At 39.6% G+C, this 14,772-nt stretch carries 9 protein-coding genes; 7 read left to right on the top strand and 2 right to left on the bottom strand.

What is annotated here, in order from left to right; genetic code table 11:
• Window positions 1–18 precede the first annotated feature (18 nt).
• The gene (locus tag EHO65_RS04975; protein ID WP_135773066.1) at window positions 19–2,085 is read left to right on the top strand and encodes a methyl-accepting chemotaxis protein; all 2,067 of its coding nucleotides are present in this window, start codon (window positions 19–21) and stop codon (window positions 2,083–2,085) included.
• On the opposite strand, the gene EHO65_RS04970 is transcribed toward EHO65_RS04975, so the two are convergent.
• Window positions 2,075–6,358 (bottom strand): PAS domain-containing protein, encoded by a 4,284-nt coding sequence (locus EHO65_RS04970; protein WP_167482009.1) that lies wholly within the window; start codon window positions 6,356–6,358, stop codon window positions 2,075–2,077. The two genes, EHO65_RS04975 and EHO65_RS04970, sit on opposite strands and share 11 nt — an antisense overlap.
• Before the next feature lie 470 nt (window positions 6,359–6,828).
• Here EHO65_RS04970 and EHO65_RS04965 point away from each other — a divergent pair, with 470 nt between their 5' ends.
• Together EHO65_RS04965 and EHO65_RS04960 are read left to right on the top strand one after the other, a co-directional pair.
• Window positions 6,829–8,394, top strand: a complete 1,566-nt coding sequence (locus tag EHO65_RS04965; RefSeq protein ID WP_244243443.1) for an LA_0442/LA_0875 N-terminal domain-containing protein — start codon at window positions 6,829–6,831, stop codon at window positions 8,392–8,394.
• A gap of 20 nt (window positions 8,395–8,414) precedes the next feature.
• A complete protein-coding gene (locus EHO65_RS04960; protein ID WP_135773064.1) occupies window positions 8,415–10,484 on the top strand; it encodes a methyl-accepting chemotaxis protein in 2,070 nt (689 codons plus the stop codon).
• Window positions 10,485–10,574: 90 nt separating this feature from the next.
• Here EHO65_RS04960 and EHO65_RS04955 read toward each other — a convergent pair whose 3' ends face one another.
• A complete protein-coding gene (locus tag EHO65_RS04955) occupies window positions 10,575–11,582 on the bottom strand; it encodes a hypothetical protein (protein WP_341867365.1) in 1,008 nt (335 codons plus the stop codon).
• A 169-nt stretch (window positions 11,583–11,751) separates the two neighbouring features.
• On the opposite strand from EHO65_RS04955, the gene EHO65_RS04950 reads away from it, so the two are divergent.
• Genes EHO65_RS04950 through EHO65_RS04935 form a run of 4 tightly spaced genes read left to right on the top strand, consistent with a single transcriptional unit; the run spans window position 11,752 to window position 14,765 of the window.
• Window positions 11,752–12,168: a hypothetical protein gene (locus tag EHO65_RS04950; protein ID WP_208743991.1), complete on the top strand. Its 417-nt coding sequence runs from the start codon at window positions 11,752–11,754 to the stop codon at window positions 12,166–12,168.
• Complete coding sequence (locus EHO65_RS04945; protein WP_135773062.1) at window positions 12,152–13,522, top strand: PP2C family protein-serine/threonine phosphatase; 1,371 nt, start codon at window positions 12,152–12,154, stop codon at window positions 13,520–13,522. Before EHO65_RS04950 ends, EHO65_RS04945 begins: the two co-directional genes overlap by 17 nt.
• A gap of 4 nt (window positions 13,523–13,526) precedes the next feature.
• Entirely contained in the window at window positions 13,527–14,300 is a 774-nt protein-coding gene (locus EHO65_RS04940; protein ID WP_135773061.1) for an enoyl-CoA hydratase-related protein, read from the top strand.
• A gap of 54 nt (window positions 14,301–14,354) precedes the next feature.
• Window positions 14,355–14,765: a DUF192 domain-containing protein gene (locus EHO65_RS04935; protein ID WP_234008472.1), complete on the top strand. Its 411-nt coding sequence runs from the start codon at window positions 14,355–14,357 to the stop codon at window positions 14,763–14,765.
• Window positions 14,766–14,772 lie beyond the last annotated feature (7 nt).

Genomic DNA, 14,772 nt, shown 5'->3' with positions numbered 1-14,772 from the left:
TAGACTCGGGCTTTTACTATGAGTATCAGATATAGGATTTCACTCTACTTGGCGATTGTACTTTTGACCGGTTCTTTTGTTCTGGCAGGTATCAATTCATTTTCCTCTTATTTTAGTTTAAAAACTCAGGTGGATTCAGGATCTGCCATGGCCGGTAAACGTTATCAATACGAGATCTCTAACTTTTTAAATTCAGTTTTAGGATCTTTAAGAGGTTTTCAATTTATGTTGGAAACTTCTCATCCTAATCGCGAAGAGATGATCTCTTCTCTTAAAAGGTTAGCCGAAACGGACACTCATTTTTTTGGGACCTGGGTATTGTACGAGCCAAATGCTTTCGACGGTCAGGATGCAAGATACAAAAATACCCCTTATCACGACGCGACCGGTAGGTTTATTCCGTATTGGAATAGGGCGACAGGCGATCTGAAAATCACATTCGCAGAATCTTATGATGTGGATGACACGATCAGCTTTTATTATCGAATTCCTAAAAAGACCCAGAAAGATTTTATCTCCGATCCTTATGTATACTCCGTAAGTGGGAAAGATGTACTTATGGTTTCCATGGTTAAGCCAATCTTACGAAACGGAAAATTCGTAGGAACAGTCGGAACAGACATCGCCATGGAAAATCTACAAGAACTCTTGGGGCCTATCCGACCGTTTAGGGGAGAAGGTTATCTGGCCCTGGTTTCACCTGATGGTCTTTATGCTGCAAATGGTGGAGATCCTTCCTTAGTAGGTAAGGCGATCCCTGAGGAAACCATTCGCGCTCAGGTAAAAGAATTGAGTTTGAAAGGAGAGGATTTTCAGATCAAGGGTTCCGGTCATACTAGATATTTTTTCCCATTTTTATTAGGAAATTATGATAAACCCTGGGCGGTAGAAGTATCGATCCCAGATTCCATCTTTTGGTCTGATATGAGAGGAGTGATCTTACAGACGATTTTATCTTCTCTTATTATAATGGTTGTGATCTTGATCATTCTAAACTTGATCTTTAATAAGCTAATTACTAGCGGATTATTAGAAGCGATCGGTTTCTCAGAGAAGATTGCAGATGGGGATCTGACTTCTCATATAGAGATCGCAAGAGAAGACGAGATAGGTAAACTACTAAAGTCCATGGATATGATGAAGGTGAATCTTTCCAAAATCATCTTGGATATCAAAACATCTTCTACAAAATTGAATAGTACTTCGGACCAAATGGCTGAGTCCAGTCGTAATTTCTCGGATGTTGCTCAAGCCCAGGCTTCCGCAGCGGAAGAATCTTCAGCAGCGGTGGAAGAACTTGCGGCATCAGCGGAGAATGTTCGTAGATCCATGGAAAAAGCAATTGAGAACATGAAGGAGATAGATACAAACGTAGTTCTTCTTCGTGAGCAGATCGGAACGATCAATAATGAAATGCAAACATTATCTCAAGTTGCTTCAGAATCCCAAGAGCGAGCTGTTACGGGTGAGAATGCGATGGGAGCCACCAATCAAGCGATGGATGAGATTGGGGAAAGTGCGAGCCGTATCAACGAGATCTTATCTATCATCACTGAAATTTCGGAAAAAACAAACCTTCTTGCATTGAATGCAGCAATAGAAGCGGCTCGTGCTGGAGAAGCGGGTAAAGGATTTGCAGTGGTTGCGGAAGAGATCAGTAAACTTGCATCTCAAACATCTTCTTCTGTCCAAGAGATTGGAGAACTTGTGGATTCCACAAACAATGCAGTTCATAATGGAAACACTAAGGTTAAAGAAGCGAGTGATATACTTCGTAAACTTAGAACCTCTGTGGATTCTTTTGGATTATCAGCGAAGAAAGTATTGGAATCTGTTCGAACCCAAGAGAAGAACACACAAGACATCCATCAATCAGCGAACTTCCTTATGAGTTTCAGTTTACAAATTGAAGAAGCAGTCCAGGAACAGAAACGTGCCACCGACGAGATCACTAAGACAATCGTAAGTATTTCAGAGGGAACCCAGGAAGTTGCTTCTGGAGCGGATGATCTAACTTCTTACTCAGGAGAAATGCACCAACAATCCGAAGGACTTCTCAGGTCTGTAGACAAATTTAAACTTTAACTTCTATAAAAGGAAGCAGGATCCGGAACATTGTAAAACCGGGTCTTGTTTCTACTTCTATTTTCCCTTCGTGTTTTTCTACGATCTTTTTCACAATATCCAATCCTAAGCCACTTCCTTCTCCCGGAAGTTTTGTAGTGAAGAAAGGTTGGAAAATTTTGTCCAAAATATTCTCGGGAATTCCAGGTCCATTATCCGTGATTTCAACACAGACGGATTCTGCCTTTTGGTAAGCTTTAATTTTGATCGCTCCCCTGAACTCCATTGCTTGCAAAGAATTATAGATCAAATTTGTCCATACATGGATCAGATCATCAGGATAACATAATGTTTTTGGAATATTCTCATATTCTTTTGAGATTTGGATACCTTTTTTGAGCTGGTTTTGGTAGATAGTGAGGACTGTTTCTATATTCTCCGTAATAGAAGCCGGGATCTTTTCGGAAGTGGTGTCGAAATGAGAGAAGTTTTTTAAAGCGTATAAGATCTTAGAGACACGATCCACTGCAATCTGGATCGTATTCGTGTTGGAGAAGAAGAACGCTTCGAGTGTGGAATATTCCAATAGAATATTTGCCTTCTCACAAATAAGGAATGGAAGAGCTATCTTAGGTAATTCCCTAAATCCCATATCAGTCAGAGCATCAGCGATCGCGTAAGGAGAGGGAATATTCAATTCTTGTAATTGAGATACTATATTTTTCTTGGCGTTTCTTTCTTCCATTCCTGCCAATTGGTCTTTTGGTTGGCGGACCAGACTCAAGAATTGCCGGAAGGATTCCACTTGTTCCGAATTCATTCCAGTTAATACCTTTTGTACGTCGGGCAAAATGGTCTGGAAACGTATTAGACATTCTTGTAAGTTTTGGTTAGATGCTTGGACTGCTCCGATCGGATTATTGATCTCATGAGCTACACCCGCGATCAATTGTCCAAGGGCAGCCATTTTTTCGGACTGGATCAATTGTGCCTGAGCTTTTTTAAGATTATCTAATGTTTCTAATAACTCATTCTTTTGCATCTCTATCAGCCTGTTCCTGACTGATATCTCGTCATTGATCACTTTTAATTCTTCCACTTCTTGGATGGCAGAAGTATCCAAAAGACTGATCGCGGCCACATAGGACTCTCTTTCCGTGTAGAAGTGAACACTTCCTATCGCAGAAAATACTTGGCCGTTCCATCGTATCGCTCTCAATTCCAGGTTTTCCGAACTTTCGAAAGAACGTATCCTTGCATGTAATGTCGCCCAGGAATCAGGAGTGAATAAGGATACGGGAGAAACAGAATGAATATCTTTTTGATTGAAGCCGAATACCCTTAAAAAAGCCGGATTTGTATCCAAGATACCTTCTGTCCTTGGATCTAAGAAAATAATCGCCTCGTTTGCAAATCTATAGAAGGTTTGGAACCTTGCCTCACTTGCTTTTAATTTTTCTTCCGATTTTTTTCTGTCGGTAATATCTGCAACGATGCCTGCCATTCTTCCTGGAACCTTTTTAGAGTTACGGTATACTTGGCCTTTGACTTCTAACCAATGAATGGTACCATCAGGATGGAAAACCCTATATTCTAAATTGATTGCATTCTCTTTTCCTAGGAGACTGGATTTTACCGATTTTCGGATCAGATTTTGATCGTCCGGATGGACAAGATCCATGAACACTGAAGTTGCATTATCGAAATCCTGCAGGTCAATCCCAAAGATGGAAGCGGTATCAGAAGACCAATGAGCCGTTCTGTCTTTTAGATTCCAACTCCAGGTTCCCATTTTAGATGCGTTTAAAGCAAGCCTCAGCCTTTCTTCGCTCAACTTTAAGGCCCTTTCTGCCTGAAGTGATTCGGTAATATCTGTTACTAGGAAGACTAAATTTTTGATCTTACCGGAAGCATCTTTGATTGGAGCTCCGTTGATGGATAAGAATTTTTTATTTCCGAATTCATCTTCTATTGCATGCCTAATATCATATACAGGTTGTCCAGAGTTAAGTACTCGTATGAATGGTTGATCGTTTACTGTCCATTCTCCGCCATCAATTGAAGTAGTTTTCCATTCAGGAGCATTGTATTTTCTTTTTTGTATCTGATCTAAATTTAGTCCAAGGACTTTTTCCGCAGAAGAATTCGCGTATAATATTTCCCCCTCAGGGCTTAATACTGTGATTGCCGCAACTGAAGTTTTCATGATCTCAGAGAGAAGGTCACGTTCTGCGATGAGTTCACTGTGTTTTCTTTTTCTTTCAATTGCGTTTGTAAGAATTTCTCCGATCGCCTTTAAGCTTGCGAGTTCGAATTCTTCGAATTTCATATCCAATTTACGTAAAGGAATTTCGGAAGTCATTCCTAAAGCCCCAACCACTTTTCCTTCTAAGGTAAGAGGGATCGCAATCAGAAATTGGATCGACAGAGAGAGCATTTTGTTTCGAGCATCCGATTCAGGAAAATCTTCTAATTGAAGCGTAACTATTTCCCCGTCTAGGATCTTTTTAGTGAGAAAATTATTTGGATCTATCTGGCTTTCCGTGGGCCAGCTTGCTTCTTGGTTTTTTGCTTCCGGAACGATAAACTCGTAAATTAGGGTTCTGCTTAATTTTTCAGTATCATATAATACTAAATTTCCCCTAGACATTTTGAATGTTTGAGTGATCTTTAATATCGAGTTAGAGATAGCTTCTTCAATTTCTAATATAGGTTGATCGATCAATTCTGTCGAAATGGAAGAAGTGAGTCTTTCTATATTTCTTTTGTCTTCTTCTTCTTTTTTTCTTTTGATCTCTTCAGTAATGTCTTGGACCGTTCCTAAAAGTTTGAGAACTTTTCCTTCGGAGTCTTTAATGTAATCGGTTTTGTTTAAAAGTACTTTTTCTTTTCCAGAAGGTGTGATGGACCTATATTCTATTTCAGTGGAGATTCCTTCTATTACCGATCTTTTGAAATGTTCCTCTACTCTTTCCCTATCCTCGGGATGCATATAATCGAATGTAGGGACAAGCATTCTATCATTTGTTTCTAAAATTTGATAAAGACCTTCGGACGCAGTCATATTGCCGGAGGGTATATCGTATTCCCAACTCCCTATTTTTGCAGTCTTTTGGGCTCTGTCTAAGAAAAGTTTTGTTTCTCTTAATTCGTCTTCTATCTGCTTCTGTTCAGAAATATCAATATGGATTCCGATTATTCTGATCGGATTCCCGTCTAGATCTCTCTCTGATATTTTTCCCCTGGTCAGGATCCATTTATAAGATCCATCTTTGCATTTTAAACGAAATGCTGTGGAGTAGGAGGACAATTCTCCTTTCGCGTAATTTTGCCAGGCTGCGTTTGTGTTATCCCTATCTTCCGGATGAAGGCTTTCATTCCAGAATTCGTAAGTAGGAGTTACTTCACCGGGCTGATAGCCTATCATTTTCAGCCAGTTCTCATCTACGTGATGTTCGTTTGTTACGATATTATAATCCCATATACCTAGGTTGGCACCTTGGACTGCAAGATCTAAGGTCCTTTCTTTTTCTTCTAAGATCTTTTCCGTTTCTTTTTTTTCGGTAATATCAATATGAATGCCGAGTGCTCGGATAGGAATACCATCCTTATCTCTTTCCCAAACTTTTCCTCTTGAACGGATCCATTTCCAAGACCCATCCTTGCATAACATTCTGAAGTCTGTTTCGAGTAATTCAGCTTGGCCTTTTACATGTTCTTGTAGGCTTTCTTGGATAAGAGGAAGGTCATCGGGATGGATCCTCGAAGTCCAGAATTCGCTTGTAGTTTCGAATTCATCCAAGGTATATCCTAAGATCTTTGCACATTTTTCGTTAGGGATTACAATCCCTTTCGGAATATTCCAATCCCAGAATCCGAGGTCTGCACTTTTTATAACAAGATCTAACTGCTCTTCTCTACTCTTGAGTAGAACTTCCGCTGCGAGTTCTTTTCTAAGATCGATTATATTTCCACGGACTAGGTTGGTAGACCCGGGGATCTTTACTAAATGTATTTCGCAGGGAATGATCTGTTTGTTTTTATCACAATGATCCCATTTGAATACCGGCGTCTCTCCTTGCAAAGCTAGCGTTATCTTTTCATAGGCGGACGCTCTGGAAGTTTTTCCATCCGGTTGATATTCCGGAGAAATTTCTGCAGGACCTAATTTTAAAAATTCTTCTCTGGTATAACCAAAAAGGATTTCAGCAGTTGAGTTGACTACCTCGAAGATCCCGGTATCCGAGTTCACAATCGTGATTGCAGAAGGAGAATAATCGATCAAAGACCTCAAAAGACGATTGTCAGATTCCGAGTGAGATAGTTTTTCTACCTTTTTCTCTAACTCGGAGATGCGTTGGTTCGCTGTATCTAGCTCCGTCTGGAGATCCTGATCTTTTTGTTTTGTATCTTTGGGACCCACTCTCTATTTAATAGAAAGCGAAAACTTCACTTTGAAAACAAAAATTACTGGAGACCTTGGTTTTTCACTCAGCCTTTGTTGTAGTTTTGTGGAAAGAATAAGGCAAAATTTTCCTGATTTCCGAGAAGCTTAAAACGTAAACTAATCGAAACATTTCAAACGTTCAGAAATAAATTATCAATATTTTTTATAATAAAATTTTTTGAGTGACGAGTTAGGATAAATGCACATTTCTTTTCGTCTTCTTAAGGATTCTCGCCCTGTAGAAGATCACTCTATGTACTTGGGAAAGATCGAGAGATAGTAGGGTGCCCGCCCTAGTTTATATTGGAGACAAAATTATGTTCCTTGGAGTTTGGCCGAAGCGTCCGCTTGCTTACGTGGCAGGATTATTTTTTCTATTCGGTTTCGGAGAATTATTCTCAGCCGATTTCGTTCGTTTAAAGAACGGACAAGTGGTCCGAGGTAAGATCATCTTAGAAGACGAAGAAAAAGTATTAGTCGCAGAGAATGATGACTATGTCCGCTTCGTGGATAAGGATAATGTTGCTCAGGTAAGTTACGAAAAAGGAAAACAGAATGTAGGAGCTTCTACATTAGATAAGAAAACGGCTCCACAAAGAGTTTCCGATGTTCCCCAAGGTCATGTAGAGACCGGTCCCCCTAATATGTATGGTCCAAGTGCGGGTTCAAGCAACGGTAACGGGGGAGACACTTCTATAGAAGTGATACACGAGGTGGTCACAGACTTTATCTGGCGGGGACTTAGTTTCTCCGGAGAGATCGCAAATCGAAGAGACAACGAAAGTTATAGAGCGATGACATTCGTTCCTTCTTACCAACCTACTGTTACTTTTAATACTCCATTAAAAGGTTTCCAAGTTCAATTCTGGGGAAACTTTCAATTAACAGAACGTAATGATAGGGATAATGATGGAAGATTCCAAATGTATCCTGGAGGAGCCGGACCTGCTTATGCTGGACAAGGATCTGCTGGTTCTTTGAGCCCTTTCTCCGCTCCTTCTCCGGATGCGTTAAACTCTGCTTGCCCTTATGATACTCAGGCAAACTTTATGGCGGGAAATCCGACAACAGGTTCAACTTGCGGTGGGGACGTTCCAGGTTTCAAAAAAGAACAGAACGGTATGAAACGTTCTGATGGATTGTTCTACGCATTCTATTATAATTTTGAGAAGACTAGTTGGGGAACTTTTACTGCAGGTATCTGGTTCTATAATACTTTCCAAAAGAGTTCCGCCTATCTTTCTCCTTCATTAGGAGCATACAATTCATCCGCAGCACAAGGAGTTGCTGGAGCAAATAACCCTTCTACCCAGATCACTCGTTTGGCATGGCAGGAATATTTCTTCTTTTGGAAATTGCCTTTCTTGCAGTGGGCTAATCCAACTATCTCTTTTTATACACAATTCTCTCAAGAGAATGCAGGTTTGATGGCTGGTAAAAACTATCTATCCTTAACAATGGGACATGAATTTTTTGAAGGGAATTTTTTCAGAATACTTCCTCAGGTTAATATAGGTTATGCGATGAGTAATAATATCGTAGATAACAGATATGGTATCCAGGATATCACTTCCACGCTCACTTTCTTTTTCGGAAAATTCTTTTTCAAGGCGGCGGACGTATATAGACCTAATTTATATATGTATGATACAGACAATTATTATGGAGCGACAGGCGGTTATGTAAATACCAGTTCCAAAGACAGCAAGATCGTGGATCCTGGGAAGGTGAACGGTCCTGCAAATCAGTTGGTGCTGGACTTTATCAATTCCTCCACTTCTATTCCCGATCAGTTGAGGCAATCTGTAAGAGAATCATATCTTCTGCAGAAAATTCCTTCTCACTTGGTTTGGTTTAGTATAGGTTTCAGCCAAAACTTCTAAGTATATAAGGAATATTTAAAATGAGTATTCGATTCAGGATTTCACTTTATCTATCGGTAGTTTTACTCTCCGGTTCGATCATTTTGACCGCAATCAACTCGGTCGGATCCTATTTCAGCCTGAAGTATCAGGTAGAAGATGGATCCAGAATGGCAGGCGAACGATTCGCCTATGAGGTAAAGGATTTTCTGGATGCAGCATTGGGTTCTCTTAGGGGGACCCAATTTCTATTAGAAACTTCTAAACCAACAAGGGAAGAGGTAGTAGCCGCACTTTGGAAATTAGTTGAGGCAAATAATTATTATTTCGGGACCTGGGTAGTATTCGAACCGAACGGTTTCGATGGACCTGATGCAAGATACAAAAATAAACCTCCTTATCATGATGGAACAGGAAGATTTGTTCCTTATATCAATAAATCAAAAGGTGCTGTCATCGCAGAACCGGTAATATATTATGAAAACCTGGATGAATCCGGAGCATTCTATACCGTTCCGAAGAAATCACTTCATGATTATGTTGCAGATCCTTTTTCTTATCCTGTAGGTGGAAAAGATGTACTTATGGTTTCCATAGTGAAACCTGTATTTAGAGGCGGAAGTTTTTCCGGAGTAGTGGGCATAGATCTTGCCATGGAAAATCTACAGGAACTCTTGGGGCCTATCCGACCGTTTAGGGGAGAAGGTTATCTTACACTTATTTCTCCGAATGGGACCTATGCTGCGAATGGTAAAGACCCTTCCTTGGTTGGTAAAAAAAATCCGGACCAAGAATGGTTAAAACAGATCACTGAAGGGATCGCAAAAGGAAAATCTTTCTCCTTGCATGGAGGAGGAGAGGGTCATCATTTTTTCCCATTTTTATTAGGAAATTATGATAAACCATGGGCGGTAGAAGTATCGATCCCAGATTCCATCTTTTGGTCTGATATGAGAGGAGTGATCTTACAGACGATTTTATCTTCTTTGATAATTATGGTTGTGATCCTGATCATTCTAAACCTGATCTTTAATAAATTAATTACTAGCGGATTATTAGAAGCGATCGGTTTCTCCGAGAAGATTGCAGATGGGGATCTAACTTCTCATATAGAGATCGCAAGAGAAGACGAGATAGGTAAACTACTCAAGTCCATGGATATGATGAAGGTGAATCTTTCCAAGATCATCTTGGATATCAAAACTTCTTCTACAAAACTAAATAGTACTTCGGACCAAATGGCTGAGTCCAGTCGTAACTTCTCGGATGTAGCCCAAGCACAAGCTTCCGCGGCGGAAGAATCTTCAGCAGCGGTGGAAGAACTTGCTGCATCAGCGGAGAATGTTCGTAGGTCAATGGAAAAAGCGATTGAGAACATGAAGGAGATAGATACAAACGTAGTTCTTCTTCGTGAACAGATCGGAACGATCAATAATGAAATGCAAACATTATCTCAAGTAGCTTCAGAATCCCAAGAGCGAGCCGTTACAGGTGAGAATGCGATGGGAGCCACGAATCAAGCGATGGATGAGATTGGTGAGAGTGCGAGCCGTATCAACGAGATCTTATCTATCATCACTGAAATATCTGAAAAGACAAACCTTCTTGCATTGAATGCAGCAATAGAAGCGGCTCGTGCTGGAGAAGCGGGTAAAGGATTTGCAGTGGTAGCAGAAGAGATCAGTAAACTTGCATCTCAAACATCATCTTCAGTCCAAGAGATTGGAGAACTTGTGGATTCCACAAACAATGCAGTTCATAATGGAAACACTAAGGTTAAAGAAGCGAGCGATATACTTCGTAAACTTAGAACCTCTGTAGATTCTTTTGGATTATCGGCGAAGAAGGTATTGGAATCTGTTCGAACCCAAGAGAAGAATACACAAGACATCCATCAATCAGCGAACTTCTTAATGAGTTTCAGTTTACAAATTGAGGAAGCAGTCCAAGAACAGAAACGTGCTACTGATGAGATCACTAAGACAATCGTAAGTATCTCAGAGGGAACCCAGGAAGTTGCTTCTGGAGCGGATGATCTAACTTCTTACTCAGGAGAAATGCACCAACAATCAGAAGGACTTCTGAAATCTGTGGATAAATTTAAGTTATAAGGGTTCACGCGAAGGCGCCAAGATGAGAAGATCTTGGAATTACTGATAAAAAAACTTAGCGGTCTTCGCGCCTTCGCGTGCCAAAACGAATTAAGGAAAAATTATCTTCTCTATAATTTTTCTTTGTTCTAACAAAGAGTCCTTTTGGATCTCATTCTCCATTCTAAAAATCGATTTATTATTTTTTAATATTTCGAGTTCCCAAGGTTTCTTATTTAAAACTACATGCACATAGGAAACGAAAGAATCCGCAAAAAAATCATCTGCGTTTGTTGCCGAATATAATGTAGGGAAAGGTGTTTTAGAGAGGATCGGATAAATTTTCTCCCAGTTCTCGTCTAAAGAAAGTGATTCAGAATAAAATCGGATCTGAGGCCTCAGAATAAAAGTGGAATCATCGAAATAGCTGACCTTCTCCGATTTCCAAGCTGCTTTGTAAAATTCAGAATTTTTAAAAGATCTTTTTGCCAAAAAAAAACTTGGACCTATATTTTCAGTTTCTGAGAGAATATGCCCGAATTCATGTAATAAAATATAACTAAGTGCATTGGCCTTAGTATTTTGTTTTTCCTCTTCTATCCGAATTCGTATCTTTATATTTCCTTTTTGGAATGTAGAGTTTTCTTTATAACTGATCCAATCGTTTGCGTTCCTATTTAGAGTATTTACATCTAAGATCACAAAACCGCCGATCGATTTGCCTTCTTTACGAATTAATCCCGTAACTGCAGAACCGCCTAAATTCTCACATACATAAATTCGAAGCAGTTTTTTTTGGAGAAGAGAAACAACCGGTCCTGTTTGAGAATTCAGAGCATCTAACAGAGTAGATTTGAATGTTTCAAAATTTTTAACAGGTGAGGGCGATTCGGTAAATCCATCCACTCGATTCAATTCATTCACATAATCTAAGGCTTGTTTGTCTAGATTATAGATCCTTAAGGACCAATCTTCAGATCCCAACCCGACATAGTTTTCTATCTTTGAGAGAGGTGTAGAAGAAAGAACTTCGGCATAAGGATTTGGATCTCCTAACTCTTCTTTGCAGGAGTAGAAGGTTTCAAAAACAAGAAGGAATACGACAAACAATCGACACATTTCAATATTTAGCTTGGATTTCTTTCCATAAAACATGCGGCTTTGAATGTGCAAAACTTGAGCTAGAACGAAAAGTATTTTTCTTTGCATCGCAAAAAATCAGAAAGAGAAAGATAGGGATATTGATTTGCATTTCATAGGCCCTTTGTAAGATTTGTGCCTGTCTCTCATGAAGACCGGTGTCTCTTTTTATAACACTTGCAGATTTCCCCGCAATATTGCTAGGACATCTTTCTTGTTATGTATAGTCGCTTTGTTTCTTTATGGAGTCTCGATCTTTTCGGATGTGACCAATCCTTGGGAACTTCCTATAGACGAGAGGATCTTGAATCGCAAGGATGTGAGTCATATCGTTTTAGAGACAAGACCCGGCGGATTTCGCGTAACTTTACTGATTAACGAAAGATTTCCGTATAATTATAAATCAAAATCATCCGCTTTCTATTATTCTAATATTAAGGATTCTAAAGAAGGTTTGGAATTGGCGGAAAAATTAGACCGATATCTTCAGTCAGGCTTCAATATGAAGATCAGATTTAACGGATCGGAAATTTACGAATTTATATTAGATGAATCTATCCAATAAAAAAGCTGGAATACTCAACCCTTGGTCTTTCCTGGAAACTGAGTTCAATTACAGGGAAGTAAGTGCGTGGAAAGACTTTGTCCGTATCGATCAATCATTCATTCGACTCGCTTTTTTTCTCCACTTTTTAGTCTATTTTTTAGCTCTAATCCCTGAAATACAGAAATCAGCTCATGGGACCATCTACTTCGGTCTTATCTTAAGTTTAAATATACTTAGCTTAGTTCTTTCTTTCCAAAGAAAATATCTGCCTGCAGTCATTCATGGTACAAACTTTAGCATTATCTTTTTGGTAATGTTGATCTTAAACGAATCCTTCTATAGCTTCGACGATCTTCATAGTTTACAACTTTATAATAATTATTTCCTTCTAGTTGGATTTTTGGTCTTATTCCAAATGTTCCGTCTGAAAGTAAAAGGTTGTTTCTTAACTGCTACTTATTCTATCGTATTACATCTTGGATTTATTTATTTTAAACTCAAGAACGGTCCACTTCCTGGATTTCCTTTAGTTCTATTCGTTCCGGATGTAGTTTATCTAATCTTAAGTTTGATCGGGACTACGATTGTTGTGATTGTCCGAAGGTTAGTTCGTATTTCTTCCGAGCTGGATTCTGAGTATAGATTCTTGCAACATGAACTCCAGATTGCCAGAAAAGTGCAGGAGACTTTATTTCCGGAAGATATAAGTATCAAAGGTTTTAAATACGAGGTATTTAGATCCACTCCCAACGAGATCGGCGGGGATTTTTACGATTTTATACAATTAAGGGAAGGAAACACAGGAGTTTTCTTAACCGATATTGCAGGTCACGGGATCGCTTCTGCGTTAGTCGCATCATTTATCAAAATTATGGTAGCGACCATGCCTTATCGCCTGAAACTCCATCCAGTCCGACTGCTGGAATATTTGGACGAGACACTTCTCCGGCAATTCAAGTCCCATCATGCTTCTGCAGTATATATATTTTTTGATTTCATTTCCAAAGAGATCCATTTCGCAAACGGGGGGCACCCTTATTTAATGCATTCCCAGAATGGAAATGACTTTAGGGAAATTGAAACTACTGGAAGTATATTAGGTTTTGGGATCAAAAGGCCGATCGCTGAACTGGTTTCTTTGCCGATCCAGTCTGCAGAAAGGTTGTTTTTATACACCGATGGATTGATAGAGAACCGAAATCCACAAGGAAAACAGCTTGGAAGTGAAGGCCTAATTGAAATCCTGAACAGAAATAAGTCTTTTACCGATTTAAAACAGTTTAAAGAAGCCGTCCAAGTAGAACTCTCCGCATTTTTTGGAGACGCCGAGTTCGAAGACGACACACTTTTCCTGATCATCGAGATGGAGTAAATATATGAGCGAATCACTGATTCATCTACAAAAAGAAGGCAAGCTGGCGATCTTAGAGATCAACCGCCCTTCTGCGTTAAACGCATTAAACGAAGAACTATTGAACGAATTAACTAGCGAGATTAGTAATTTAGAAAAAGATGAATCTATCCGCGTAGTGATCATTACCGGACAAGGAAAAGCATTCGTGGCCGGAGCGGATATCGCTAAAATGAAAGAATTGAATGTGAGCGGAGCTGAAAAGTTTGCAGCTTTAGGACAAAGCACATTTGATCGCATCCAAAAGAGTAGGTTAGTTTCTATTGCTGCAGTGAACGGTTTTGCATTGGGTGGAGGACTTGAACTTGCACTTGCTTGTGATATCCGTATAGGTTCCGAAAAAGCAAAATTAGGGCTTCCTGAAGTTTCACTTGGATTGATCCCCGGATTTGGTGGAACTCAAAGACTTGCGAGACTAATCGGTTACGGAAGGGCAGCAGAACTTATCTTCACAGGAGATATGATCGGTGCAGAAGAAGCCTATCGGATTGGTATATTAAATAAACTTACTAAAGATGGTGAAGATCTGATCGCCACTGCAAAAGCTACTGCAGAATCCATTCTGAAAAAAGGACCGATCGCAGTCGCAGTCGCAAAATCTGTCATTCAGAACGGTCTGGATACTCATCTCTCTAAAGGGTTGGAATTGGAGAAAAAGGAATTTTCTAATCTATTCTCTGGAAAAGAATCCAAAGAAGGAATGGGAGCATTCTTAGAAAAACGTCCTCCTAATTTCTAAGGATTCATGAAAACTTTCAGATTCTTACTTCTATCGTTTTTAATCTGTCTTCCTATGGCAGGTTGGGGAGAGTACAATTCTCCCCTATACTTAGAAAAAACCACCATCTATATAGGAGAACACGCACTCCTTGTAGAAGTGGCAAACACCGACGAGTCCAGACAAAGAGGTTTGATGTTCCGTAAAAAATTAGGAGAGAATGAAGGAATGATCTTCATTTTTCCTAGCGAGGATCATTTATCCTTTTGGATGAAGAATACTTTAATTCCTTTGAGCATCGGTTATTTTTCGAAAGATAAGAAGTTAGTAGACGTTTACGAAATGGCTCCGAACCAAACTCAGGTCCTGTATCATTCTACCCAAAAGGTAATGTATGCAGTGGAAGCAAATCCTAGATGGTTTGCAAAACGTGGGCTTGGAAAAAATTCCGTTTTAAAGATAGAGAGTAGATATATAGGAAAATGATCCGCCC

Source organism: Leptospira andrefontaineae, from assembly GCF_004770105.1.
In the GTDB taxonomy this organism is placed as follows: domain Bacteria; phylum Spirochaetota; class Leptospiria; order Leptospirales; family Leptospiraceae; genus Leptospira_B; species Leptospira_B andrefontaineae.
The sequence above is the reverse complement of the archived record's forward strand: the minus strand, read 5'-3'. Positions and strand labels throughout refer to the sequence as shown.

Excerpts from the sequence above, each read along its gene's own strand:
- EHO65_RS04955 (WP_341867365.1), bottom strand. The coding sequence starts at position 11,582 with ATGTGTCGATTGTTTGTCGTATTCCTTCTTGTTTTTGAAACCTTCTAC.
- EHO65_RS04975 (WP_135773066.1), top strand. The coding sequence starts at position 19 with ATGAGTATCAGATATAGGATTTCACTCTACTTGGCGATTGTACTTTTG.
- EHO65_RS04950 (WP_208743991.1), top strand. The coding sequence starts at position 11,752 with ATGAAGACCGGTGTCTCTTTTTATAACACTTGCAGATTTCCCCGCAAT.
- EHO65_RS04965 (WP_244243443.1), top strand. The coding sequence starts at position 6,829 with ATGTTCCTTGGAGTTTGGCCGAAGCGTCCGCTTGCTTACGTGGCAGGA.
- EHO65_RS04945 (WP_135773062.1), top strand. The coding sequence starts at position 12,152 with ATGAATCTATCCAATAAAAAAGCTGGAATACTCAACCCTTGGTCTTTC.
- EHO65_RS04960 (WP_135773064.1), top strand. The coding sequence starts at position 8,415 with ATGAGTATTCGATTCAGGATTTCACTTTATCTATCGGTAGTTTTACTC.
- EHO65_RS04940 (WP_135773061.1), top strand. The coding sequence starts at position 13,527 with ATGAGCGAATCACTGATTCATCTACAAAAAGAAGGCAAGCTGGCGATC.
- EHO65_RS04935 (WP_234008472.1), top strand. The coding sequence starts at position 14,355 with ATGGCAGGTTGGGGAGAGTACAATTCTCCCCTATACTTAGAAAAAACC.